Source organism: Actinomadura darangshiensis, assembly GCF_004349235.1.
In the GTDB taxonomy this organism is placed as follows: Bacteria; Actinomycetota; Actinomycetes; order Streptosporangiales; family Streptosporangiaceae; genus Spirillospora; species Spirillospora darangshiensis.
Map to the genome: position 1 here is coordinate 1 of NZ_SMKY01000036.1, position 23,710 is coordinate 23,710.

22 protein-coding genes are annotated in these 23,710 nt (G+C 72.0%); 13 read left to right on the plus strand and 9 right to left on the minus strand.

The genetic code is table 11. The features are described from left to right. A partial coding sequence (locus E1293_RS10965; protein WP_207938782.1) for a dihydrofolate reductase family protein occupies positions 1-416 on the plus strand: 416 nt, incomplete at its 5' end. Here E1293_RS10965 and E1293_RS10970 read toward each other — a convergent pair. After that, entirely contained in the window at positions 398-1,117 is a 720-nt protein-coding gene (locus tag E1293_RS10970) for a pyrimidine reductase family protein (RefSeq protein WP_132196590.1), read from the minus strand. The two genes, E1293_RS10965 and E1293_RS10970, sit on opposite strands and share 19 nt — an antisense overlap. Before the next feature lie 147 nt (positions 1,118-1,264). Here E1293_RS10970 and E1293_RS10975 point away from each other — a divergent pair, with 147 nt between their 5' ends. Beyond that, the gene (locus tag E1293_RS10975) at positions 1,265-1,666 is read left to right on the plus strand and encodes a hypothetical protein (RefSeq protein WP_132196592.1); all 402 of its coding nucleotides are present in this window, start codon (positions 1,265-1,267) and stop codon (positions 1,664-1,666) included. A gap of 15 nt (positions 1,667-1,681) precedes the next feature. Here E1293_RS10975 and glgX read toward each other — a convergent pair whose 3' ends face one another. The 4 genes from glgX to E1293_RS10995 all read right to left on the minus strand — a co-directional run bounded on the left by glgX (position 1,682) and on the right by E1293_RS10995 (position 5,963). Then, positions 1,682-3,775 (minus strand): glycogen debranching protein GlgX, encoded by a 2,094-nt coding sequence (glgX, locus tag E1293_RS10980; RefSeq protein ID WP_132196594.1) that lies wholly within the window; start codon positions 3,773-3,775, stop codon positions 1,682-1,684. A 77-nt stretch (positions 3,776-3,852) separates the two neighbouring features. Next, positions 3,853-4,431 carry a GNAT family N-acetyltransferase gene (locus tag E1293_RS10985; protein ID WP_132196596.1) on the minus strand — a complete coding sequence of 193 codons (579 nt, stop codon included), beginning with the start codon at positions 4,429-4,431 and terminating at the stop codon, positions 3,853-3,855. A gap of 58 nt (positions 4,432-4,489) precedes the next feature. Next, positions 4,490-5,065: a DUF4262 domain-containing protein gene (locus E1293_RS10990; protein WP_132196598.1), complete on the minus strand. Its 576-nt coding sequence runs from the start codon at positions 5,063-5,065 to the stop codon at positions 4,490-4,492. Between the two features lie 58 nt (positions 5,066-5,123). Further along, complete coding sequence (locus tag E1293_RS10995; protein ID WP_132196600.1) at positions 5,124-5,963, minus strand: hypothetical protein; 840 nt, start codon at positions 5,961-5,963, stop codon at positions 5,124-5,126. A gap of 91 nt (positions 5,964-6,054) precedes the next feature. Here E1293_RS10995 and E1293_RS11000 point away from each other — a divergent pair, with 91 nt between their 5' ends. From E1293_RS11000 to galT, 11 genes are all read left to right on the plus strand, one after another. After that, complete coding sequence (locus tag E1293_RS11000; protein WP_132196602.1) at positions 6,055-6,849, plus strand: SAM-dependent methyltransferase; 795 nt, start codon at positions 6,055-6,057, stop codon at positions 6,847-6,849. Between the two features lie 139 nt (positions 6,850-6,988). Next, on the plus strand, positions 6,989-7,789 hold the full coding sequence (locus tag E1293_RS11005) for an SAM-dependent methyltransferase (protein ID WP_243716154.1): 801 nt from the start codon (positions 6,989-6,991) through the stop codon (positions 7,787-7,789). Beyond that, positions 7,786-8,802, plus strand: coding sequence for a sugar ABC transporter substrate-binding protein (locus E1293_RS11010; protein WP_207938783.1), 1,017 nt, complete (start codon positions 7,786-7,788; stop codon positions 8,800-8,802). The genes E1293_RS11005 and E1293_RS11010 overlap by 4 nt, the downstream gene beginning before the upstream one ends. Before the next feature lie 5 nt (positions 8,803-8,807). Further along, positions 8,808-10,307, plus strand: a complete 1,500-nt coding sequence (locus E1293_RS11015) for a sugar ABC transporter ATP-binding protein (protein WP_132196604.1) — start codon at positions 8,808-8,810, stop codon at positions 10,305-10,307. Next, complete coding sequence (locus E1293_RS11020; RefSeq protein ID WP_132196606.1) at positions 10,304-11,257, plus strand: ABC transporter permease; 954 nt, start codon at positions 10,304-10,306, stop codon at positions 11,255-11,257. The genes E1293_RS11015 and E1293_RS11020 overlap by 4 nt, the downstream gene beginning before the upstream one ends. A 71-nt stretch (positions 11,258-11,328) precedes the next feature. Continuing rightward, entirely contained in the window at positions 11,329-12,123 is a 795-nt protein-coding gene (locus E1293_RS11025; RefSeq protein WP_132196608.1) for a DeoR/GlpR family DNA-binding transcription regulator, read from the plus strand. Between the two features lie 167 nt (positions 12,124-12,290). Continuing rightward, positions 12,291-13,379 (plus strand): ABC transporter substrate-binding protein, encoded by a 1,089-nt coding sequence (locus E1293_RS11030; RefSeq protein WP_132196610.1) that lies wholly within the window; start codon positions 12,291-12,293, stop codon positions 13,377-13,379. Between the two features lie 109 nt (positions 13,380-13,488). After that, the gene (locus E1293_RS11035) at positions 13,489-15,132 is read left to right on the plus strand and encodes a sugar ABC transporter ATP-binding protein (protein WP_132196612.1); all 1,644 of its coding nucleotides are present in this window, start codon (positions 13,489-13,491) and stop codon (positions 15,130-15,132) included. A 1-nt stretch (position 15,133) separates the two neighbouring features. Further along, entirely contained in the window at positions 15,134-16,099 is a 966-nt protein-coding gene (locus E1293_RS11040; protein WP_132196614.1) for an ABC transporter permease, read from the plus strand. Next, entirely contained in the window at positions 16,096-17,109 is a 1,014-nt protein-coding gene (locus E1293_RS11045; RefSeq protein WP_132196616.1) for an ABC transporter permease, read from the plus strand. The genes E1293_RS11040 and E1293_RS11045 overlap by 4 nt, the downstream gene beginning before the upstream one ends. Next, positions 17,106-18,179: a galactose-1-phosphate uridylyltransferase gene (galT, locus tag E1293_RS11050; RefSeq protein WP_132196618.1), complete on the plus strand. Its 1,074-nt coding sequence runs from the start codon at positions 17,106-17,108 to the stop codon at positions 18,177-18,179. The genes E1293_RS11045 and galT overlap by 4 nt, the downstream gene beginning before the upstream one ends. Positions 18,180-18,251: 72 nt before the next feature. Here galT and E1293_RS11055 read toward each other — a convergent pair whose 3' ends face one another. From E1293_RS11055 to E1293_RS11070, 4 genes are all read right to left on the minus strand, one after another. Then, positions 18,252-20,708, minus strand: a complete 2,457-nt coding sequence (locus E1293_RS11055; protein WP_243716159.1) for a LamG-like jellyroll fold domain-containing protein — start codon at positions 20,706-20,708, stop codon at positions 18,252-18,254. A gap of 131 nt (positions 20,709-20,839) precedes the next feature. Next, a complete protein-coding gene (locus E1293_RS11060) occupies positions 20,840-22,018 on the minus strand; it encodes an MFS transporter (RefSeq protein ID WP_132196622.1) in 1,179 nt (392 codons plus the stop codon). Positions 22,019-22,108: 90 nt separating this feature from the next. Next, a complete protein-coding gene (locus tag E1293_RS11065; protein ID WP_132196624.1) occupies positions 22,109-22,702 on the minus strand; it encodes an ASCH domain-containing protein in 594 nt (197 codons plus the stop codon). A gap of 74 nt (positions 22,703-22,776) precedes the next feature. Beyond that, complete coding sequence (locus tag E1293_RS11070) at positions 22,777-23,688, minus strand: SDR family oxidoreductase (RefSeq protein WP_132196626.1); 912 nt, start codon at positions 23,686-23,688, stop codon at positions 22,777-22,779. Positions 23,689-23,710: the final 22 nt, after the last annotated feature.

A 23,710-nucleotide genomic window follows, 5' to 3' on the forward strand; every position in this document is an offset into this window, starting at 1 on the left:
CCCCCATCGTCGTGGTGAGCCGCTCCCTTGACCTCGACTGGACGCTGCCCCTGTTCACCGAGGCCGAGACACCCACCATCGTCGTGACGGCACGGAACGTCCGGAACAAGGTCCCAGGCCATATCCAGGTGGTCGCAGAAGGGGAAGACGACGTCGACCTCCCCGCCGCCGTCAAGACGCTCCGCGACGACCTCGGTCACGAGCATCTCCTCTGCGAAGGCGGCCCGTCACTGGCGACCGCGCTCATCAGGGCGTCCCTCGTGGACGAACTGTGCCTGAACATCGCCCCGGCCCTCCTCGGGGCCCAGCGCCACACCCGCCTCTTGGACGGCCTTGACGCCGAGGTGCCGCTCGACCCCGCCGCCCTCTACCTGGACGAGGGCGTCCTGTTCGTGCGCTACCGGCTGCGGACGTAGCGCAGGAAGAGGAACTCCTCGTCCTGCAGAGCGTGGGCGAGCGTCAGCTCCGGCGGGACGGGCACGGGCGGCCCGTTCAGGATCCGCGTCGGGTGCCCGCCGAGCAGCAGCGGGCTCAGCGTGAGGCACAGCTCGTCCAGCAGCCCGGCCGCCACCACCTGCGCGAGGACGCCCGGACCGCCCTCGCACAAGAGGCGCCTGTGGCCGCGGGCGGCGAGCTCCCGGACGGCGGCGGGGAAGTCGAGCGAGTCCTCGCCGGCGACGATCACGTCGGCGTGCTCGCGCGCCGCCTTCAGCCGCACCGGGTCGGCGGTCGCGGGCGCCAGCACGATCGTCGGGACCTCCGCCTCGGCGAAGACCGGCGCGTCGAAGTCCAGGTCGAGGGTGCGGGACACGATCGCCAGCGGCGGGACGGGCGGCCGGCCGTCCCGGACGCCGTCCCAGCCCTCGCTCGGCCGGACCGGCCCGTAGCCTTCGGCGCGGACCGTCCCGGCGCCGACGATGACGACGTCGGCGAGCCCGCGCAGGAGCAGGAACAGGTGCTGGTCGGCGGCGTTGCCGAGGCCGCCGCTGCGCTCGTCGCGCTGGGCCGCGCCGTCGAGGCTGGCCACCATGTTCGCCCGCATCCAGGTGGTTCCGGGCGGGTAGGCGTAGCGCTCGGTCAGGTCGACGTCGCCGGGCTCCGGAGTAAGGGTCCGCATAGGAGTCTCAAGCTACCCGGGGCCCGGGTTGACCGCTCCGGTGACCGGCCGTACACCAATCTGTACGAATCCGTCATGCCAGGAGCGCCGGGGGGCGACACTGAGCGCAGGGGACGGGGATGAGAATTTCATGAAAGGAGCGGGGGGTTGGAGTTCGCCGCATTGGGCGCGTGGATCCTGGCCGCTGTGGCGGGCGGCTACCTGCTGATCATCTGGCTGACCAACGGGGGGCACTCGACGAAGGTGACGCGGTTCCCCTTCCTGGTCGTGGTGGGGCATCCGTTCGCGGCCGTCGCCGGCCTGGCCGTCTGGATCGCCTACCTGGCCACCGGGGACGCCGCCTACGCCTGGGTGGCCTTCGCGGCCCTGCTGGTCGTCGTCCTCCAGGGGTTCCTGCTGTTCACCCGCTGGCTCGTCGGACGGGGCGGCCGGCATGCCCGGGGCGCGGAGCAGGCGTTCCCCGCCACGGCGGTCGCCGTGCACGGGGCGGTCGCGGCCACGACGGTGGTGCTGGTCTTCCTGACCGCGATGGAGGTCACCCGCGCATGAGAAGCCGCTGAGGGGTCACTGCCCGCGCTTCAGGACGAGGAGAGCGCGGTCGGCGAGCGGGATGACGTCGCGTGCCTTGACGCGGGCCCGCTCGCCGACCGTGCCGGGCTCGGCGGTGTCCAGGGTGAACTCCCAGCGCTCGCCGTACTCGGCGCCCGGCAGCGTGAACTCGACCGGCTCGGACCCGGCGTTGATCAGCAGCAGGAACGAGTCGTCCCGGACGCGCCGCCCCCGCGGGTCGGGCTCGGTGATGGCGTCGCCGTTGAGGAACACGCCGAGGGACTTGGCGAACCCCACGTTCCAGTCCTCGTCGGTCATGCTGTCGCCCGCCGGGGTGAGCCAGGCGATGTCGGCGGCGGCGCCGCGGCCGGTCCCGGTGAAGAACCGGCGGCGCCGGAACACCGGATGGTCGTGCCGCAGCCGCGACAGGATCCGGACGAACTCCATGTCGTCGGAGTCATCCCAGCGCACCCAGGCGATCTCGTTGTCCTGGCAGTAGGCGTTGTTGTTGCCCTTCTGCGTGCGTCCCAGCTCGTCGCCGTGGGAGAGCATCGGCACCCCCTGCGACAGGAACAGCGTCGCGAGGAAGTTGCGGCGCTGCCTGGCCCGCAGGTCGAGGACCGCCGGGTCGCGCGCCGGCCCTTCGACACCGCAGTTCCACGACCGGTTGTCGTCGGTGCCGTCCCGGTTGTTCTCGCCGTTGGCCTCGTTGTGCTTGTTGTCGTAGGAGACAAGGTCGGTCAGCGTGAACCCGTCGTGGCAGGTCACGAAGTTGATGGACGCGAACGGCCGCCGCGCGCTGTGCTCGTACAGGTCGGACGACCCGGTGAGGCGGGACGCGAACTCCGGCATGGTCGCGTAGGAGCCGCGCCAGAAGTCGCGGACGGTGTCGCGGTACTTGCCGTTCCACTCCGTCCACAGCGGCGGGAAGTTGCCGACCTGGTAGCCGCCCTCGCCGACGTCCCACGGCTCGGCGATGAGCTTCACCTGCGAGACGACCGGGTCCTGCTGGACGAGGTCGAAGAACGCCGCCAGCCGGTCGACGTCGTGCAGTTCGCGGGCCAGCGCGGAGGCGAGGTCGAAGCGGAACCCGTCGACGTGCATGTCCAGGATCCAGTAGCGCAGCGAGTCCATGATGAGCTGCAGCGCGTGCGGGTTCCGGACGTTCAGCGAGTTGCCGCAGCCGGTGTAGTCGAGGTGGTAGCGCTTGTCGTCGTCGCGCAGCCGGTAGTACGAGGCGTTGTCGATGCCCCGGAACGACAGCGTCGGGCCCAGGTGGTCGCCCTCGGCGGTGTGGTTGTAGACGACGTCCAGGATGACCTCGATGCCCGCGTCGTGCAGGGCGCGGACCATCGCCTTGAACTCCAGCACCTGCTCCCCGTACTGCCCGGACGAGCTGTAGGAGTTGTGCGGCGCGAAGAACCCGATCGTGTTGTAGCCCCAGTAGTTGTCGAGCCCCCGCGCCACCAGCGCGTGCTCGGGGATCGCCTGGTGCACCGGCATCAGCTCGACGGCCGTCACGCCGAGGTCGAGCAGATGGTCGATCATCACCGGGTGGGCGAGGCCCGCGTAGGTCCCGCGCTGCTCCTCCGGGATGCCCGGGTGCAGCTTCGTCAGGCCCTTCACGTGCGCCTCGTAGATGACGCTCTCGTGGTAGGGGACGCGCGGCGGCCGGTCGTCCGCCCAGTCGAAGAACGGGTTCACCACGACGTTCTTCGGCATGTGGGGGGCGCTGTCGTCGTCGTTCAGCGCGTCGGGGTCGGCGAACCGGTAGGAGAACAGCGACTCGTGCCAGCGGACGTCGCCCTCCACCGCCTTGCCGTAGGGGTCGAGCAGCAGCTTGGACGGGTTGCAGCGGTGCCCTTCACGGGGGCTGAACGGCCCGTGCACCCGGTACCCGTACCGCTGGCCGGGGCCGATGCCGGGCAGGTAGCCGTGCCAGACGAACCCGTCCGCCTCGGGCAGCTCCCGCCGCGTCTCCCGCCCGTCGGCGTCGAACAGGCACAGCTCGACCCGCCGGGCCACCTCGGAGAACAGCGCGAAGTTCGTGCCCGTGCCGTCCCAGGTGGCGCCCAGCGGATAGGGATCCCCGGGCCAGACCTCCCGCATGCTCTCCACCCCTCGGCCGGTACGTCCTCGCCAGTCGATTGTCGCCTACCTCTACCCCACCGTGCAGCAACACACTGTCACGGCGGGTTACGAGGCAGCCGCCAGACGGTCTCCTCGTCGCGCCGCTCGGCGGTGCGGCGCAGGCCGATCCTGGACGCGACGGCCTCGGACGCGCGGTTCTCCGGGTGGACGGTCGCGACGATCTCGCCGACGCCGCGCGCGAGGAGCCAGTCCAGCAGGGCGTGCGCCGCCTCGGTGGCGAAGCCGAACCCCTGGTAGGGCATGCCGACGACCCAGGCGACCGACGCGATGTGCCGCGGCGGCCCCGGCGAGACGGTCGACCCGGCGGACGCGGGCGTCACCGTGAATTCGGGGGTCGCGGGCGTGACCGTCGCCTGGACGTAGCCGACGGCCTGCCCGTCCCGGGCGCGGCGGACGGTCCAGTTCAGCCAGTACTCCTGGTGGAACGGCGCCGGGCCCGCGACCAGGTGCGCGTAGCGGGCGCGCAGCTCGTCCCGGGTGAGGGGCTCGCCGCCGATGTAGCGGTGCAGGCGCGGGTCGTCCAGGACGGGGGCCATCTCGTCCGCGTGGTGGACCGCCAGCGGCTCCAGGACGAGGCGCTGGGTGCGGATGGTCTCCGCGATCGGCCCGTACACCCGCCGATCGTATGCCGACGCGGCCCGCCCGGCGGGTGAAGCCGTGGGAAGCGGCGGATCAGAGCCGCCATTCGGTGCGCTTGTCTGACAGCCGCCTGGTCCAGGCGCCGGCCGGGTGCTGCTTCGGGTGCAGCCACAGCCACGGCTGGGCGTGCCGGAACGGCAGGTCGGTGCCGGGCTGCCACGGGAAGAGCCCGTCCCGGTTCGGCCAGACGACCTGGAGCATCGGCAGCGGCGGGCGCCGGTAGAACGTCACGGCGCCGCTGAACAGCCCGTCGTACCAGTGCGGGTCGACGTCCCGGAAGGCCGCCTGCTGCCCGCGCACGACCCCGTCGCGGCGCTCGCCGTCGGCCGGGCCGCCTCCCTCGGCGGTCTGCCGGCCGAGCGCGTTGAGGATCTCCTCGGTCTCGTACACGTCGCCGCCGAACATCGCCAGCTCGGGGGCGCGGTGGCTGTGCCACAGGCCCACCGTGTACGCCCAGCCGGGCCCGCCGTCGTCGCCGTGGACGAGGACGACGCTCCACCCGTACTGCGTGATGTGCACGATCGTGCGGAGCTGGAAGTTGTCCAGGCGGTCGCGGTCGCCGTAGTCACTGCAGATCACGCAGGTGCACGAGGGCCGGTCGCCGGACATGACCCTCAGTTTACGATCAATCGACCCTGGGCGAACGCGCCGTCCCCTCCCTGCGCGGTCACCAGAAGACGCCGGTGTCGCGCGGGCGCATCTCGGGCTGGTGGGCGACCGGCTTGTGGAACCACCGGACGGCGACCGTGACCAGGAGCATCGCGGCCGGGAGGCCGATCGGGACGGCCGTCAGCGGTGCGACGGACGCCACGTCCAGCGCGGTGCCGCCGAGCTTGCCCGCGACGCCGAGGTTGGCGCCCTGCCGTCCCGCGGAGAGCGTGACGGAGAGGACCGCGGTCACGACCGCGACCCCTGCCGACGGCAGGGCGATGGAGCGGCGCCGGACGAAGAACCCCAGCACGACGCCCGCCGCGCCGAGCACGGGCAGCGCCATCGCGCCGTACCAGCGCTTCGGCTCCGGTCTCATGGCGATGTCCACGACGGGCGCCGGGGCGTTCTTGCGCAGGCGGGCGGGAGAGGGCTGAGCCGACGTGGCCGGAACCGGCGGCAGGCGCAGTTTCACGGCCGTGTCGTCGAATCCGCGTGCGGTGAGTTCGCGCAGTGCGCCGGACGTGTCGATGTGCAGCGACGGCGTGCGTCCCGTCCGGTAGGCGCGATCGATCTCGGCGCGGGCGAACGCCGTGCCCCGCCCTTCTGTCGTGCGGACGCGGACGTCCGCGGCGCGGGGGAACAGCCGCCGGGCGACCCGTCCGGCCAGGGCCCGCACCTCGGCGTCCGACTCCAGCCGTCCCGCCGCGTACAGGTCGACGAGGGCGCCTCCGTCGTCGAGGACGGCGACCTCGACGCGGGCCCGCTGCTCCCGGTTCGGTGCCCCGGCGCCGCATCCGGCGAGCAGGCCGAGCGCGGTCAGCAGGACCCCGATCGCGACAAGCCGCCGGAAACGCACTCGGCCCCCGCTTCGTTGGTTATTGCCTGGACGCCCGGAGAATGGTCTATTTTATGCGCGACCACCGGTGGAGCACAGTAGGGAGAGTCCCATGGCTGACGATCCGGCCAACGCCATCGACACGTCCGTTCCGCACTCCGCCCGTATATGGAACTACTGGCTCGGTGGCAAGGACAACTATCCCGTCGACCGGGAGGCGGGCGACCAGTACGTCAGCGTCTACCCGGGGATCGTGGACATCGCCCGGACCGGCCGGCACTTCCTGGCCCGCGCGGTCCGGTACCTGGCGGGGGAGGAGGGCGTCCGCCAGTTCCTCGACGTCGGCACCGGGCTCCCCACGGTCGACAACACCCACGAGGTGGCGCAGCGCGTCGCGCCCGAGGCGCGCATCGTCTACGTCGACAACGACCCGCTCGTCCTGTCCCACGCGCACGCCCTGCTCACCAGCCGGCCCGAGGGCGAGACCAGCTACATCGAGTCGGACATGCGCGACCCGGAGCGGATCCTGCGGGTCGCGCGGGAGAAGCTCGACTTCGACCGGCCGATCGCCCTGATGCTGATGGGCGTCCTCGGGCACATCGACGGCTACGACGAGGTGCTGCACATCATCCGGACGCTGATGGGCGGCCTTCCTGCGGGCAGCTTCCTCGCGCTGTACGACGACACCGACAGCGACGACGCCCACAACAAGGCGCAGCAGGAGTACGACGACACCGGCGCGGTCCCGTACCGGCTCCGCCGCCCGGAGGAGATCGCCGGCTACTTCGACGGGTTCGAGCTGGCCGACCCGGGCGTGGTGGCGTGCGAGAAGTGGCGTCCGGAGCCGAGTCCGTTCGGCGAGGTGCCCAGTACGTCCACGCTGTGCGGGGTCGCCCGCAAACCCTGACCGAAACCCGCGAAGCGGTCCGGTGGAAATACCGGATATTTACGGCGATCTCCCTGGAGTTCCCGTCTTGTGATCATGCGGCCATTACGCTGGGGCCGGCGCGCTGGCATCGCCGTCGACTCTGTGCAGAGGGGCCTTGGTGACCGAATCGGACTTCACGCCGTACGAACCCGACGTGGACACCCCCAATGCCGCGCGCATGTACGACTACTACCTGGGCGGCAAGGACAACTATCCGGCCGACCGGGAGGCCGCCCAGAAGATCATGGCCCTCGGCCCGAGCCGGGACATCTGCATCGCCAACCGCAGATTCCTCGGACGCGCCGTCCGGCTCGCCGCCCAGAACGGGATCAGGCAGTTCCTCGACCTCGGCACCGGCCTGCCGACGCAGGAGAACGTGCACGAGGTCGCCAAGCGGGTGGCGCCCGACTCGCGCGTCGTCTACGTCGACTACGACCCGGTCGTGCTCGCCCACGCCCGCGCGCTCCGCGCGATCGACGACACCACGACCGTCGTCCAGGAGGACGTCCGCAGGCCGGAGAAGATCCTTGAGAACCCCGACGTGCTCCGCCTGATCGACTTCTCCGAGCCGGTCGCGGTGCTGTTCGTGGCCATCCTGCACTGCCTCACGGCCGAGGAGGACCCCTGGGGCGTCGTCCGGGAGTTCGCCGCGCGGATGGCCCCCGGCAGCCACCTGATCGTCACTCACCTGACCGACGACGCGCACCCGGAGGTGGGCGCGGCGGCGCGCGAGGTCTACGACGACGCCACCGCGCCGCTGATCCACCGCGACCACGCGGCGATCTCCCGGTTCTTCGAGGGGTTCGAGGTGCTGGAACCGGGCGTGACGGTGGTCAACGAATGGCGTCCGGACGACGCCGAGGACCGGGATCGTCCCGGCGGCGAATGGTTCTACGTGGGAATGGGACGAAAGCCATGAGAGCGCATCTCCTCAAGCGCCACTGGGTGACGCTCGCGGCGGGACTCGTCCTGCTCGCGGCGTGTGCCGACCCCGATGACGGAGGGGCGTCCGGTGATTCCTCCGCCGGCGATCCGAAGAGCATCGCGTTCTTCGGGTTCGCCAAGGCTAATTCATTCTCGGTGGCGACCTTCGAGGGGGTGAAGGAGCAGGCGGCGAAGGCGGGCGGAAAGGCGGAGTTCTTCGATTCCAATTTCGACGCCCAGGCGCAGATCCGCCAGCTCCAGGACGCGATCACCTCCAAGCGGTTCGGCGTGTTCGTCCTGCAGGCCAACGACGGAACCGCCGTCGTCCCCGCCGTCCGCGACGCCGTCCGCAAGGGCATCACGGTGGTCGTGCAGTTCACCCCCGTCGGGACGCGCTACGACACCGCCGAGCCGCAGGTGCCCGGCGTCATCTCCCTGGTGGACGTCCCCACGCTCAACGGCGAGCGGCTCGGCCACCTCGGCAGGGACGCCTGCAAGCAGGTCAAGGCGAAGCCCTGCAAGGTCGCCTACTTCGAGGGCCTGAAGACGCTGCCGCTGGACAACGCCCGCACGAAGGCGGTCGTGGACACGCTGAAAACGGTGCCGGACGTCGACGTCGTCGCGCAGATCGAGGGCGGCTACACACGTGACACGGGCCGCAAGGCCATGCAGGACCTCCTGCAGGCCCACTCCGACGTCAACGTGGTCATCGGCTCGTCGCAGGCGCTCTTCGGGGCCGAGGACGCGGCGAAGGGCAAGAAGATCCAGTACGTCGGGAACGGGGCCTCCCGGCAGGCCGTGAAGGCGGTGACCGAGGGCCGCTGGTACGGGATCCCCTACCTGCCGGTCAAGACCGCCGGGGCGAAGGCCGCCGAGCTGGGGCTGGCCAAGGCCGACGGCAAGACCGTCGCGGCGTCGACCGACATGTCGTCCCTCGCCCCGAACGGCGGCGAGCTGACCAAGGACCTGATCGCCTCCTCCGGGATCACCGGCGAGTACGACGAGTAACGGCGGTGGACGTCGCGCTCCAGGGCATCCGCAAGAGCTACGGCGGGACGGCCGTCCTGCACGAGGTGTCCCTCACGCTGCGCGGCGGCCGCGTCCACGGGATCGTCGGCGAGAACGGCGCGGGGAAGAGCACCCTCGCCCGGATCATGTGCGGTGCCGTCGCGGCCGACTCCGGGCAGGTGGCGGTGGACGGCGAGCCGGCCGCGATCCGCTCACCGCGCGACGCGCTGCGGCGCGGCATCGCGCTCGTCACCCAGGAGGGCGCGATCGTGCCCGGGCTCAGCGTCGCCGACAACGTGTTCCTCGGCGGCGGGGTGTCCCTCGGCGACCGGCGGGGGCGCCGCGTCCGCGGCCTGCGCGACCCGGCGGGGGACCGGCGGCGCTTCGGCCGCCTCGCCGCCCGCACGGGGTTCTCCCTCGACCCGGCGGCGCGCGCCGGCGACCTGCCGCTCGTGCACCGCCAGCAGGTCGAGATCCTGCGCGCCCTGGCCCAGGGCGCACGCCTGATCGCGCTGGACGAGCCGACCGCGCTGCTGCCCGCGCCCGCCGCCGAACGGCTGCTCCGGCTGGCCCGCGACCTCGCCGAGCGCGACGGCATCGCGATCGTCCTCATCTCGCACCGGCTCGACGAGGTCCTGTCCGCCTGCGACTCCGTCACCGTCCTGCGCGACGGGCGGCACGTCACGACCGCGCCCGCGGCGGAGCTGACGCCGCAGGCCCTGCTGCGCGCCATGGTCGGCCGCCCCGTCGAGACGCTCTACCCCGAGCCCGCGCCCGTCCCGGACGACGCACCCGTCGTGCTGGCCGTGCGGGGACTGTCGCGGGGCCGTGCCGTACGGGACGTCCGGCTGGAGGTGCGAGCGGGGGAGATCGTCGGCCTCGCCGGGCTCGTCGGCAGCGGCCGGTCCGAGACGCTGCGGCTCGTCTTCGGCGCCGACCGCCCCGACGCGGGCGAGGTGACGATCCTGGGCCGCCCGGCCACCGGCGGATCCCCGGCCCACGCGATGGGGCTGGGCGCGGCGCTGGTGCCGGAGTCGCGGGGCGAGCAGGGCCTCGTCCTGGTCCGGTCCGCCGCCGAGAACCTGGCGATGGCCAGCCTCCCGCGGCGGCGCCGCCTCGGGTTCGTGCGGCGGGGCGCGGAGCGCCGGGCCGTGCGGGCGGTGGCGGAACCCCTCGGCATCACGGGTCCGCACCGTCCCGCCTGGACGCTGTCCGGCGGCAGCCAGCAGCGGTCGGTCTTCGGCAAGTGGCTCGTCCGCTCGCCCCGCCTCCTGCTGGTGGACGAGCCCACGCGCGGCGTCGACGTCGCCGCGAAGGCGCAGATCCACCGCCTCATCGCGGACCTGGCCGCCCGCGGCGTCGCCGTCCTGCTCGCCTCCTCGGAGGTCGAGGAGGTGCTCGGCCTCGCCCACCGCGTCCTCGTGATGCGGGACGGCCGGATCGCGGGCGAGTTCCCGCGCGGCGCGAGCGCCGAGGACGTCCTCACGCGGGCGGGCCTGCGGTGAGGGCCGCCGCGCTGCGCGACAACGGCATCGTCGTGGCGCTCGCCGGGCTCGTCATCGCGCTGTCCCTCTCGACGGACACGTTCCTCACCAAGGGGAACCTGGTCAACGTCCTCGACCAGGCCGCCGTCGTGGGGCTGCTGGCCTGCGGCATGACGCTGTGCATCGTCTGCGGCATGTTCGACCTGTCGGTCAGCGCCGTCCTCGCCGTGAGCGCGGTCGTGTCCGTCCTGGTCACCAAGTCCGCGGGCGTTCCCGCCGGGTACGCGGCGGGCATCGCGACCGGCACGCTCATGGGCACCGCGACCGGGCTCGTCGTCGCGCTGTCTCGCGTGCACTCGTTCATCGCCACGCTGGCGCTGAGCATCGTCTACCGGGGCCTGGCCGTGGTGATCACCGGCGGCGCCATCGTCTACCCGCACGCCCGGCAGCTGGACGCGTTCCAGACGCTCAGCCTGCCGACCGTGCTCGGCGGCATCACCGCGCCGACGCTCGTCCTGGCGGCCGTCGCCGCCGCCTGCTGGCTGCTGCTCGCGGCGACCGTGTTCGGCCGCGGCGTCTACGCGGTCGGCGGCAACGCCGAGGCGGCCCGCCTGTCGGGGATCAGGACGGTCCCGATCCGGGTCGCGGTGTTCGCGATCAGCGGCGCCTGCGCCGGGACGGCCGGCCTCGTCATGACCACCCGCGCCGGCTCCGCCCAGGCCGGCCTCGGCACCCTGCTGGAGCTCACCGCGATCGCCGCCGTCGTCATCGGCGGCACCAGCATCTTCGGCGGCGAGGGCGCCGTCTGGCGCTGCCTCGCCGGGGCCCTGATCCTCACCCTCATCTCCAACGGCTTCAACCTGCTCGGCTGGGACTCCACCTACAAGCAGGTCATCGAGGGCCTGCTGATCCTCGCGGCGGTCACCCTGGACCGGCTGCTGCGCGGCACCCCGGCGCCGCCCGGCCGGTGAAGATCGTTCGCAGTGCCCGCGCGTCTGGCATCATCGAGATGCCTCCGCCCATCGCCTGGAAGGGCTCTCGCATGCCACGTCGTCCGGGGTTCGCCGCAGAGCGGCGCCAGCGGCTGCTGGAGATCGTCCGCGCGAACGGCGCGGTCTCCATGCGCGATCTGGCGGCCTCGCTGGAGGCGTCCGAGGCGACCGTGCGCCGCGACATCCGGGCGCTGGAGGCCGAAGGGCTGCTCGACCGCAGGCACGGCGGGGCGATGGCGCCCGGCGGGCTGTCGTGGGAGCCGACCTACCAGCAGAAGGCCAAGGTGGCGGCCGAGGAGAAGACCGCGATCGCGCGGCTCGCCGCCGACCTCGTCGAGGAGGGCGACGCCGTCGTCATCGGCGCGGGCACGACCACCCGCGAGCTCGCCCGCGAGCTCGTCGGCTTCGACGCGCTCACGGTGGTCACCAACTCGCTCCTGGTCGCCCAGATGCTCGCCGAGGCGCGCGGCGTCGAGGTCGTGATGACGGGCGGCTCGCTGCGCGGGGCCATCCACGCGCTGGTCGGCGGGGCGGCCGAGCAGACCCTCGCGAGCCTGCGGGTCCGCCGGGCGTTCATCTCGGGCAACGGGCTCACCACCGAGCGCGGCCTGTCCACGCCGAACATGCTGGTCGCGGGCGTCGACCGCGCGCTCGCGCACGCCGCCCAGGAGGTGGTCGCGCTGGTGGACCACACGAAGGTGGGCGTCGACACGATGTTCCAGACGGTCCCCACCGATGAGATCGCGTTCCTCGTGACCGACGCCAAGGCGTCGCAGTCGGAGCTGAGCGAGTTCGAGAACGCGGGCGTCGACGTGTGGGTCGCCCCCGTCCGCACCGACGGCTAGGACGTCCCGATCGCCGCGCCGCCGGGCGCGCTCATCGGCGTGCCCGGAATCGGTCATGTCCTGTCACGAGAGAGCCCGCCACTGGCGTTATCTGAGCGATATTGACAGAATCTGATCGGGGATGGCTGAATGACGGCACCACCCCGGTTCGCGAAAGGACCTCGATCATGGTCAAGCCCCCCAGACCCGGCGCCTCCCTGAAGTCCGCCCTCGCGATCTGCTCCGTCGTCGCGCTCGCCGTGTCGGGGTGCGCCAAGTCCGAGGACGACGGCAAGCCCGGCGCGGACCAGAACGCCCAGGGGCAGCAGCAGGTCGTGCAGTCCTCCGGCGCCGCCGGGCCGGCCTGCACGCTCGGCAGGTTCGGGGGGCAGAAGTTCGACCTGAAGAGCTCGGTGATCGGCTTCTCCCAGTCGGAGAAGGAGGCGAACCCGTTCCGCATCGCCGAGACCGCCTCGATCAAGGCCGAGGCGAAGAAGACCGGGGTCGCGACGCTGCGCGCCACCAACGCGCAGTCGCAGTTCGGCAAGCAGATCAGCGACGTCCAGCAGCTCATCGCCCAGGGCGCCAAGGCCCTGGTCATCGCCCCGCTGAACTCCGACGGCTGGGAGCCGGTGCTGCAGCAGGCCGCGGCCAAGAAGATCCCCATCATCACCGTCGACCGGCAGATCAACGCGACCGCCTGCAAGGACTACGTGACCTTCATCGGCTCGGACTTCGTCGAGCAGGGCAAGCGCGCCGCCGACCAGATGATCAAGGCGCTGGGCGGCAAGGGCAAGGTCGCGATCCTGCTCGGCGCGGCCGGCAACAACGTCACCACCGAGCGCACCAAGGGCTTCAAGGACCAGATCCAGGCCAAGGCCCCCGGCATCCAGGTCACCTTCGAGCAGACCGGTGAGTTCGCCCGCGAGAAGGGCCAGCAGGTCACCGAGCAGCTCGTGCAGAGCCACCCCGACATCGACGCCGTCTACGCCGAGAACGACGAGATGGCCCTCGGCGCCGTCACCGCCCTGAAGGGCGCGGGCAAGAAGGCCGGCGACGTCAAGGTCGTCTCGGTGGACGGCACCCGCGCCGCCGTCCAGGGCATCGTGGACGGCTGGATCTACGCGGTCGTGGAGTCCAACCCGAGGTTCGGGCCGCTCGCCTTCCAGACCCTGCAGAAGTTCCTGGACGGCGAGAGCATCCCGCAGAAGGTCGTGATCCAGGACCGCGAGTACGACTCGTCCAACGCCAAGGAAGCCCTGTCGTACGCCTACTGATCCGCCGCTGATCCGCCGCTGAACCACCACGCCTCCAGACCGGGCGGCGGGCGAGCCTACAAACCCCGTGGCCGCCCGCCGCCCACCGGAGACCCCGCCGGGAGTGCCCGTGTCCCCATCCACGTCCGCCCAGCCGGAGGCGCCGCTCATCGAGGCCGCCGGCGTCGTCAAGCGATTCCCCGGAGTGCTGGCCCTCGACGGCGTCTCGTTCGGCCTGCGCGCCGGGGAGGCGCACGCGCTGGTCGGGGAGAACGGCGCCGGCAAGTCGACGCTGCTGAAGGTGCTGACCGGCGTGTACCGCCCCGACGCGGGCGGGCTCCGGCTCCGCGGCGAGCCGGTCGCGTTCGGCGGCCCCTTCGACGCCCAGCGCGCGGGCATCCAGGCCATCCACCAGGAGATCGGCCTCGTCCCGCTGATGAGCGTGGCGCGCAACCTGCTGCTCGGCAGGGAGCCGCGCAACCGCCTCGGCCTCATCGACATGCGCGCCCTGCACCGCGCGGCCGAGGACCTGCTCGCCCCCTACGGGGTCCGGATCGACGTCCGCAGGCCGCTGCGCTCCTGCGGCGTCGGGACGCAGCAGATGGTCGCGCTGGCCAGGGCGGTGTCGGTCGACGCCCGCGTGGTCGTCATGGACGAGCCCACCAGCTCCCTCGAACCGCGCGAGGTGGAGACCCTCTTCGGCGTCATCCGGGACCTGCGGGCCAGGGGCATCGCCGTCGTCTACGTCAGCCACCGGCTGGACGAGCTGTTCCGCGTCTGCAGCCGCGTCACCGTCCTGCGCGACGGCCGGATGGTGCACACCGGCGACCTCGCCGACCTGGACCGGCTCCGGCTGGTCTCCCTGATGCTCGGCCGCGACATGGCCGAGGTCCGCGCCGAGGGGATGACGAAGTTCTCCGGCGACCACGAGCGGGCCGGCGACGTCCCCGTCCTGGAGGCGCGCGGGCTGACCCGCCGGCACCAGCTGGACGGGGTGTCGGTCACCGTGCGCCCCGGCGAGGTCGTCGGGCTGGGCGGGCTGCTCGGGTCGGGACGCAGCGAGACGGCCAAGGCCATCGCCGGCGCGCTGCCGCTGGACGCGGGCACCGTCGTCGTCGCGGGCACGCCCCTGCGCTGGCCCACCACCGCGAACGCCACCAAGGCGGGCATCGCGATGCTGCCGGAGGACCGCAAGGCCGAGGGCATCGTGCCGGCGCTGTCCATCCGCGAGAACATCGCCCTGGCCGCGCTGCCCGGCCTCTCCCGGGCCGGCATCGTCTCCGACGCGCGCATCGACCGCATCGTCGGCACGTTTATGAAGCGGCTGCGCATCAAGGCGTCCTCGATGCACCAGCGGGTCGGCGAGCTGTCCGGCGGCAACCAGCAGAAGGTGCTGCTGGCCCGGTGGCTGGCCACCGAGCCGAAGGTCCTCCTGCTGGACGAGCCGACCCGCGGCATCGACGTCGGCGCGAAGGCGGAGGTGCAGACGCTGATCGACGAGCTGGCCCGCGAGGGCCTCGGCGTCCTGCTGATCTCCTCCGACCTGGAGGAGCTCGTCGAGGGGGCCGACCGGGTCGTCGTCCTGCGCGACGGCGCCGTCGCCGGGGAGCTCACCGGGGACCAGGTGAGCGAGCAGGGCGTCATGGCGGCCATCGCCGCGGAGCCGGAACCCCCGGCCGCGGCCGGCCCGGCCCCCGGGGACGAGGCCCCCGGGGACGGGGCTCCCGCAGACGAGGCGCCGGAAGCGGACCCCGCAGGAAAGGACGAGAACTGACATGGCCGAGGTGACGGCCTCCCCCTGGGCGGGGCTCGACCGCGCCCGCGTGCTGGCGTGGCTGCAGGACTACGGCGTCTACCTCGCCGTCGCTGTGCTGCTCGTCTTCAACGCGTTCTTCACCCCGCACTTCCTTGAGGTGGACAACTTCCGGAACCAGCTCGTCCAGGTGACCCCGGTACTGATCGTGTCGCTCGGCATGGCGCTGGTGATCGGCACCGAGGGCATCGACCTGTCGGTCGGCTCGGTCATGTCGATGGCCGCCGCGATGATCGCGCTGTACCTCGGGTACGGGCTGGTGCCCGCGGTGCTGATGGCGCTGCTGGCCGGCGCGGTCAGCGGGCTGGCGGGCGGATCGCTGGTCGCGTTCGTCGGGGTGCAGCCGATCGTGGCGACGCTGGCGCTGCTGGTCGGGCTGCGCGGCCTGGCCAACGTGTTCGTCCCGCAGCTGGAGGACTTCCGCGACCCCGCCCTGCTGTCGCTCGGCGGCGACAGCGTGCTCGGCGTTCCGTACGTCGTGCTCGTGGCGGCCGCGGTGGTCGCGGTGGTCGGGTTCCTGGTCCGCCGCACCACGTTCGGGCGGCGGCTGGTGGCGATCGGCGGCAACCGGCGGGCCAGCGAGCTGTCCGGGCTGCCCGTCAAGCGGGTGCTGCTGCTGGTCTACATGCTGTCGGGCGTCCTCGCGGCGGTCGCCGGGATCCTGTCGACCGCGCGGATCCAGGCGGCGGACCCCACCTCCCTCGGCCTGCTCATGGAGCTGTCGGCCATCACCGCGGTGGTCGTCGGCGGCACCCCGCTGACCGGCGGCCGCGTCCGGGTCGCGGGCACCGTGATGGGCGCGCTGCTCATGCAGCTGCTCGCCTCCACGCTGACCAAGCACGACCTGCCGTCGTCCGGGACGCAGATGGTGCAGGCGGCCATCATCCTCGTCGCCGTCTACGCAGCCAGGGAACGGATGACCCGATGACACCGCTCACCACCGCACCCCCTCCCGCCGCCGGGGCGCAGCCGCGCGCCGCCTCGGCCCGCGGTGAACGGACCGGACGGCTGCTGCAGCAGTACGGCGCGCCGATCGTGCTGCTCCTCGTCGCGGGCGTGGGCGCCGCCGCCTTCGACGGGTTCGCCTCCACGGCGAACCTCGCCAACCTCGCGGTCAGCTCGTCCTTCCTGGCGATCATCGCGGTGGGGATGACGTTCGTCATCATCAGCGGCGGGATCGACCTGTCCGTCGGGTCCCAGTTCGCGCTGGGCGGGGTGCTCGCCGCGTGGGCGTCCCAGTACGGATGGGCCGCCGCGCTGGCGCTGCCCCTCGCGGTGTGCGGCGCCATCGGCCTCGCGCAGGGCTGGATCATCGCGCGCACCGGGATGGCGCCGTTCATCGTCACGCTCGCCGGCCTGCTCGGCGCGCGGGGCCTGATGCTCGCCATCTCGCACGAGGGCGCCGAGACCTACCTCGTCAAGAGCGACGCCTTCGCGGAGATCGGCCAGGGCAAGTTCCTCGGCCTGTCCTATCCCGTGTACATCACCCTGCTGCTGTTCGTGCTGGGCGGGCTCGTCCTGCAGCGCGGGCGGTTCGGGCAGCACGTGTTCGCCGTCGGCGGCAGCGAGGACGCGGCCGGCCTCATGGGCGTGCCCGTCACCCGCACGAAGATCCTCGTTTACCTCCTGACGGGCCTGCTCGCCGGGCTGGCGGGCGCGCTGAACGCCGCGCGGCTGTCGTCCGGCGTCACCATCCTCGGCACCGGCATGGAGCTGGACGTCATCGCCGGCGTGGTCATCGGCGGGACGCTGCTCACCGGCGGCGCCGGAGCGCTGTCCGGAACCCTCGCCGGCGTGCTGCTGCTCGGCGTCATCCAGAACATCATCAACCAGATCGGCAGCCTGACCTCGGCCTACCAGCAGGTGGTCAGCGGCACGTTCCTCGCCGTGGTCGTGGTCGTGCAGCGCTACCTGAGCCGGGTGCAAAGGCTCACATGACGGTCTTCGACACGGGGGACGAAGCCCTGGACGCCCAGGATTCTCCGCGCACGTCGGTCCGGCTGGCCGACGACCGCGAGCTCATCTACTTCGACGACGAACCCGGCCACGACCGCTCGGCGCCCGACCGGCGTCCGCTGCCTCCGCGGCGGCCGAGGTCGGAGCTGCGGCTCGACCCGGTGATGGGCGAGTGGGTGGTCATGGCCGCGCACCGCCAGGACCGCACGCACCTGCCCGCGCAGAGCGAATGCCCGCTGTGCCCGTCGGCGGACGGCCGGCACAGCGAGATACCGGCCGCCGACTACCACGTCGCCACGTTCGAGAACCGGTTCCCCTCCCTCGGCGGCCCGCCCGCGGGCGGGCGGTGCGAGGTCGTGTGCTTCACCAGCGACCACGACTCGTCGTTCTCCCTGCTGCCGGACAGGCGTCTGGAGACGGTCGCGCGCGCCTGGACGGACCGGACCGCCGAACTGAACCGGCGCCCCGACACCGAGTACGTCTTCGTCTTCGAGAACCGCGGAGTGGAGATCGGGACGACCCTGCACCATCCGCACGGGCAGATCTACGCCTACCCCTTCGTCCCGGCGAGGACGGCGCGCGCACTGGAGATGGCGCGCGGCCACCGGGCCGAGCAGGGGTCCTGCTTGTTCTGCTCTATCGTGGCCGCGGAACGGGCCGCGGAACGGGTCGTCGCCCGATCGGACCGCTTCGTGGCGTTCGTCCCCGCGGCGGCCCGCTGGCCGTACGAGGTGCACATCTACCCGTACCGGCACGTTACGGGGCTTCCCGAGCTGGAGCCCGATGAGCGCTTCGAGCTGATGGTGCTCTACCGGGACGTCCTGCGCCGCTTCGACCGCCTCTTCGACGCGCCCGCCCCGTACATCGCGCACTTCCAGCAGGCGCCCGCCCGCACCGACCCCGGCCTGGCGCACCTGTCCATCAGGGTGTTCACACCGCGCCGCGCCGAGGGAAAGCTCAAATACCTCGCGGCCAGCGAGTCGGGCGCAGGCGCGTTCATCAGCGACATCCTCCCCGAGGACGCTGCCCGCCGCCTCCGCGAGGCCCGCTGACCCCCGCGTTCACTTGCGGCGTGTCGTTGTTATCAGGACCTCGATAACAACGACACGCCGCAAGCGAACGGATCAGCCGGCGAGTTCTGCCACTTCGGCCGCGGACAGTGCGCGGTCGAACACGCGGACCTCGTCGAGCGCGCCCGGCCAGAAGTCGACCGGGTTGCCGCCGAACTTCCCGCGGCCGATCACCGTGTGGCCGGTGGAGGCGTCGCCGAGGCACGACTCGGCCGCGCCCGCCTTCTGGCCGTCCACATAGAGCGTGAGCGACCCGGAGGCGGCGTCGCGGACACCGGTCAGGTGGTACCACTTCCCGGTCTCCGGCGCCGCGGGGGCCAGCGCGCGGACCCCGGCGAAGCTGAACGCGAACCGGTCGTCGGCTCCCGAGTACTGCAGGAAGAACGCGCTGTTGCTCGGCCCGTCCTGGCTGACGGCGGTGGCGAACGAACCGCGGCGGTCGAGCTTCACCCAGGCGGAGACGCTGTAGCTGCCCGTCGTGTCGAGGATCGCCGCACCGGTGTCCGCGAACTGGCTCGAACCCTTCAGCTGCAGGCCCGGTCCGTCGTGCCCGGTCGTCCACTGCGGCCCGCCGACGAGCGTGGCGTCGTGGTCCCCGACCGCGTCGGCGGTCGTGGTCCCGCTGCCCTCACCGAACGGGTAGAAGCTCACGCCCTCCAGGCCCGGGGTTCCGGGCGGCTGGTCGCCGCCGTCCGGCGACGGCTTCGCCGCGATGATCGACCGGTTGGCCTCGCGGACCTTCGCGGCGTCCATCTTCGGCTGCTGCCGGTCGTAGGTGTAGAGGCCGTTGACCTCCTTCTCCACGTCGGTGATCTGCGTGTAGACCGAGGCGGACAGGCCGCACTTCACGACGAGCTTGCGCACCCCGTCCTGCACCTCGGTGTAGCGGCGCGTCAGCGTGGCCGAGTCGGGCGTCATCTCGTAGGCGAAGCTGCCCGCCGGGTCGAACATGTGGCCGTCGACCTTGAGGCCGAGGCCGCCGTACTCGCCGGCGACGCTGGCGCGGTCGCCGCGCGGGATCGGTGGGGAGCCGGGCCCGACATAGGTGTGGTCGTCGTAGATGTCGCCCTCGCCGTTGTCGGGGAGCGAGTCGCAGCAGTTGACGCCGCTGTCGGCGTTGACGAGGCGGCTCGGGTCCCAGCCCTTGACCGTGTCGGCGATCCGCCCGGGCTCGTACTCGCCCCAGCCCTCGTTGAACGGCACCCACACGATGACCGACGGGTGGCTGTCGTGCTGCCGGACCATGGCCTGCATCTCGGCCTCGAACTGCTTCTTGTCCGCGGCGGACGGCTCGTGGCCGCCGAACATGGCGGGCATGTCCTGCCACACGAGCAGCCCGAGCCGGTCGGCCCAGTAGAACCAGCGGTCGGGCTCGACCTTCATGTGCTTGCGCACCATGTTGAAGCCGAGCTTCTTGTGCGCGGCCAGGTCGAACTTGAGCGCCTCGTCGGTCGGCGCCGTGTAGATGCCGTCCGGCCAGTAGCCCTGGTCGAGCGTGCCGACCTGCGGGACGAACTTCCCGTTGAGCAGCATGCGCGTCTTGCCGTCCTCGCCCTTGCCCAGGCTGACCGACCGCATGCCGAAGTAGGAGCCGACCTCGTCCACGACCGTGTGGCCGCTGCGGAGCCGGACCTTCAGCCTGTACAGGTACGGGTCGTCGGGCGTCCACAGGTGCGCGTGCGGGATCCGGATCGACAGCTCATCGCCGGCCTTGCCCGTCACCCTGCCCACCGGCTTGTGCCCGGCGTAGGCGATCGCCTCGACCGTGCCGCCCGGGGCGGACGCGTTCGCGGTGAGCCGGAGCCTCCCGGCGGACGGCTCCGGCGTCGTCGTGAGGTCGCCGATGTGCGCGCCCGCCACCGGCTCCATCCAGACCGTCTGCCAGATGCCCGATGCCGGTGTGTAGAAGATCCCGTCGCCGGGCTTGCGCTGCTTGCCGACGGCCTGGTGGCCGATGTCGGTGGGGTCGTCGACGCCCACGATCAGCTCCTGCGCGCCACGGGGATTGAGCGCGTCGGTGACGTCCACGGAGAACGCGTTGTAGCCGCCGGTGTGCGCGGCCACCTCGCGGCCGTTCACGTACACCTTCGCGGTGTGGTCGACGGCGCCGAACTGCAGGACCAGCCGCTGCCCGCGGTTCCGCCAGCCGCTCGGCACGGTGAACGTCCGCCGGTACCACATGTGCTGGACGCTCCGCGCGATCCCGGAGAGCGCGGACTCGACCGGGTAGGGGACGAGGATCCGCTCGTCCAGATCCTTGCCGACGGGCGGCTTCTCGCCCGCCGTGGCGCCCGCGAACTGCCAGACGCCGTTGAGGTTCTGCCACCGCTTCCGGGTGAGCTGCGGACGGGGATAGTCGGGCAGGGCGTTGTCCGGACCCACCTCGTGGGTCCAGGGAGTGGTGAGCGGGGGCGTCTTCGGCTGCCAGCCATCGGCGTGGGCCGGCGGCAGCGCGACCGCGCTCACGATGACCGTGGCGAACGCGACCAGCAGGGTGGGAAGGCGACGCACATGCAACGGACAACTCCAATCCGTTCGAGCCGTCGGGGGGTCCTCGCGGCATAGCATGAGCGTTTTAGAGCGAACTTGCAATAATATGAGCGGATCTTCTCGAACCTGCGCGTACGAGGGGACGAATTGGTTCATTCAGCAGGCCGGAGCCCGGGAAGCGGCCGCAGACCTGGCGCCAGTGCGAGCGTGACGACCACCGAGGCGGCGCCCATGATCGCCATGGCGGCCCCCGGAGACGCCACCTGCGCCACACCACCCGCCAAAGCCGCGCCGACGCCCTGCATCGTGAGCATGCCGGACGCGTGCAGGCCCAGAGCATGGCCGTGCATGGACACCGGGGTCAGGGCCATGAGGCGCTCCTGCAGGAGCAGCGTCGCCGCGTAGCCGACGGAGGCCAGCAGGACGGCCGCCGCGCCGAGTGGGAGCGGCGGCCCGGCGGCGAACACCAGGTAGGGGACGGCCAGCAGAAGGCGCAACGACGGACCCAGGCGTTCGCGCAGGTGCGCCGGGACGAAGCGTCCCGTCACGGTGTCACCGATCAGCATGCCGGCGGCGGCGACGGCGAGCAGCAGGCCCGCGTGCTGCGGAGAGTAGGAGACGAACAGGGCCTCACAGCCGACGATCAGGCCGTTCGGCACCCACAGCGCGAGGTAGGCGTACCGGCGCGGTACCGACGAGAGCAGCCGCGCATTGGTGCGCCACGTCTGCCCGACACTCGGCCGCCCGTCCGCCCGGGGCGGCCGCCGGCTCAGCCCGGCGACCGCCATGACCGAGGTGAGGAGGTAGAGCCCGGCGCCGGTGAGCAATGTGCCCCGGGGCGACAGCGCGACGACCAGGACGCCGCCGACGGCGAAGCCGCATATCTGCATGGTCCCCACGGACATGTTCAGGACCGAGCGCCCGAGAAGATAGCCCTCCTTCGGGAGGATCTCGCTCAGCAGCCCGTAGCGGACGCCGCTGCCGAGCGACGCGACCAGCCCGAGGCCGAGCACGATGGCGAACAGCGCCGCGATCGGCAGACCGGGCACCGCGAGGAGGGCCGTGCCGGCACCGAAGACCAGCGCGGTCGTGGCGAGGGCCGTCCTCGGCGGCAGGCGGTCGGCGGCGGACAGCAGCGTCAGCGCGCCGGCCATCTGGGCGAACGACCCGCCGAACATGCTCAGCGCCGAGAGCAGCGGCGACCGGGTCGAGTCGTACACGAGCGTGCCGAGCGCCAGCGCGCTGACGGTCTGGGCGGTCGTCTGGACGGTGGACGAGGCGAAGAGCGGCGTGTACTCGGGCACGCGGAAGAGATCCCGATAGGTGCGCATGCCGGGAAGGCTGCGCAGCCCTGGCGGAGAACCGCAAGCGCTTCGACGGCCGGCCGGGTCAGACAGGGTCGAACTCGCCCTGGGGGCGGATCATTCGGTCAAGGACCGTAGGTAGGCCATGAGGACTTTGCCGCGCGGGGAGAGACGGTAACCGGTCTCCAGGCTTTCGGTGAGGCCGAGGGCTTTGAGGCGGCGGACGTCGGCCTTGAACGGGAGTCTGTCGCGGCCCAGGTGTTCGGCCAGGCCCAGGGCGCGCAGACCGGGGTGTTCCTCGATGAGGCGGAGGACCTCGCGGGTCCAGGGGACGCGTTGGCCGCGGTTGTCGATGGCGTCCAGGGCGGCTTTGAGGTCGGCCAGTTCCTGTTCGGTCAGGTCGGCGTTCGCGGCCAGTTCCGTCCGGGGGTCGGGGCCGCCCAGGTGGAGCATGACGCGGTGGTAGCCGCCCTCCTTGGTGCTCTTGGACAGGGCGGTCAGCAGCGCCGCGCGGTCTTTGAAGCCCGAACGCAGGGCGTCGTCCTCGGTGATCTCTTCAGGGGTGACGGCCGTGACCGAGTCGATGACGATGATCCCCGCCCGGGTGCGCTGGGTGCTCCCCGCGCGGACCCGGGGCTCGGCCCACACCCGGAACACCCGGTCGATCCGCCCGCCCGCGATCCCCTCAAGGACCTCCTGCCTGAACAGCATCGTTCCCTCCCGGGTGATACGCGCCTGTCCTTCCGCCATCCTGCACCACCTGGGAGGCGGGAGGCCGCGCGAGCTCAGGAGGTCGGCGTGGTGAGGTAGTCGCCGTGCTTCAGGTCGTCGAGGAGGGTCGGGTGAGTGGGCGACCAGTCGAGCAGTGCCCGGGTGCGGGAGCCGGAGACGGGGGAGTGGATGCCGTAGACACCGGCCATGAACGGGCTTGCGAAGTGCGCGGCGGCCTCGTCCGGGGTCAGTGAGGCGGTGGGCAGATCGAGGCCCTGCGCGATGGTCTGCGCGATGCTCTTCAGGGTGACGCCGCTTTCGGCCACTCCGTGCAGCACGCTGCCTGCGGGAGCCTTCTCCAACGCCAGGCGGAACAGGATCGCCGCGTCGAGCCGATGTACCGCGGGCCACTGGTTGCCGCCGTCGCCGACATAGGCCGATATGCCGGTCTTCCGGGCGGTGGCGACGAGCATGCCGATGAAACCGTAGTCCCCAGGGCCGTGGACGGTGGGAGCCAGCCGGACCACGCTCGCGCGTACTCCCTGTGAGGCGAAGTCCAGGCAGGCTCGCTCGCCCGGGATGCGGAAACCGGCGATCCCGGACGGATCGGGCTCGTCCTTCTCGGTGCTCTCCCGGCCCGCGGGCATGACCAGCGTGCCCGAGGTGCTGACGAACGGCTTGCCCGAGTGTTCCAGCGCTTGGCCGAGCGTCCGGATCGCGGTCCGGTCGCGCCTGGTCATGTCGTCGGGGTCGGCGAAGTCGCCGCCGAAGGCCATGTGCAGGACGCCGCCGGCGGCTTCGGCGCCGCTGCGCAGGCTGTCGAGATCCTCAAGGGAGCCGCGGTGCGGCGTGGCACCCAGTGACTCCAGCCGGGCGGCGGCGGCGTCCGAGCGCGCCAGGCCGGTGACGGTGTGGCCGGCCGCGAGGAGCTCGGCGACGACGGTGGGGCCGGTCAGGCCGGAACCGCCGGTGACGAACACGTGCATGAGACGTCCTCCATGTTAACGC

Excerpts from the sequence above, each read along its gene's own strand:
- E1293_RS11070 (WP_132196626.1), bottom strand. The coding sequence starts at position 23,688 with ATGCACGTGTTCGTCACCGGCGGTTCCGGCCTGACCGGCCCCACCGTC.
- E1293_RS11045 (WP_132196616.1), top strand. The coding sequence starts at position 16,096 with ATGACACCGCTCACCACCGCACCCCCTCCCGCCGCCGGGGCGCAGCCG.
- glgX (WP_132196594.1), bottom strand. The coding sequence starts at position 3,775 with ATGCGGGAGGTCTGGCCCGGGGATCCCTATCCGCTGGGCGCCACCTGG.
- E1293_RS10970 (WP_132196590.1), bottom strand. The coding sequence starts at position 1,117 with ATGCGGACCCTTACTCCGGAGCCCGGCGACGTCGACCTGACCGAGCGC.
- E1293_RS11060 (WP_132196622.1), bottom strand. The coding sequence starts at position 22,018 with ATGCGCACCTATCGGGATCTCTTCCGCGTGCCCGAGTACACGCCGCTC.
- E1293_RS11000 (WP_132196602.1), top strand. The coding sequence starts at position 6,055 with ATGGCTGACGATCCGGCCAACGCCATCGACACGTCCGTTCCGCACTCC.
- E1293_RS11030 (WP_132196610.1), top strand. The coding sequence starts at position 12,291 with ATGGTCAAGCCCCCCAGACCCGGCGCCTCCCTGAAGTCCGCCCTCGCG.
- E1293_RS10990 (WP_132196598.1), bottom strand. The coding sequence starts at position 5,065 with ATGTCCGGCGACCGGCCCTCGTGCACCTGCGTGATCTGCAGTGACTAC.
- galT (WP_132196618.1), top strand. The coding sequence starts at position 17,106 with ATGACGGTCTTCGACACGGGGGACGAAGCCCTGGACGCCCAGGATTCT.
- E1293_RS11065 (WP_132196624.1), bottom strand. The coding sequence starts at position 22,702 with ATGCTGTTCAGGCAGGAGGTCCTTGAGGGGATCGCGGGCGGGCGGATC.
- E1293_RS11025 (WP_132196608.1), top strand. The coding sequence starts at position 11,329 with ATGCCACGTCGTCCGGGGTTCGCCGCAGAGCGGCGCCAGCGGCTGCTG.
- E1293_RS11010 (WP_207938783.1), top strand. The coding sequence starts at position 7,786 with ATGAGAGCGCATCTCCTCAAGCGCCACTGGGTGACGCTCGCGGCGGGA.
- E1293_RS11040 (WP_132196614.1), top strand. The coding sequence starts at position 15,134 with ATGGCCGAGGTGACGGCCTCCCCCTGGGCGGGGCTCGACCGCGCCCGC.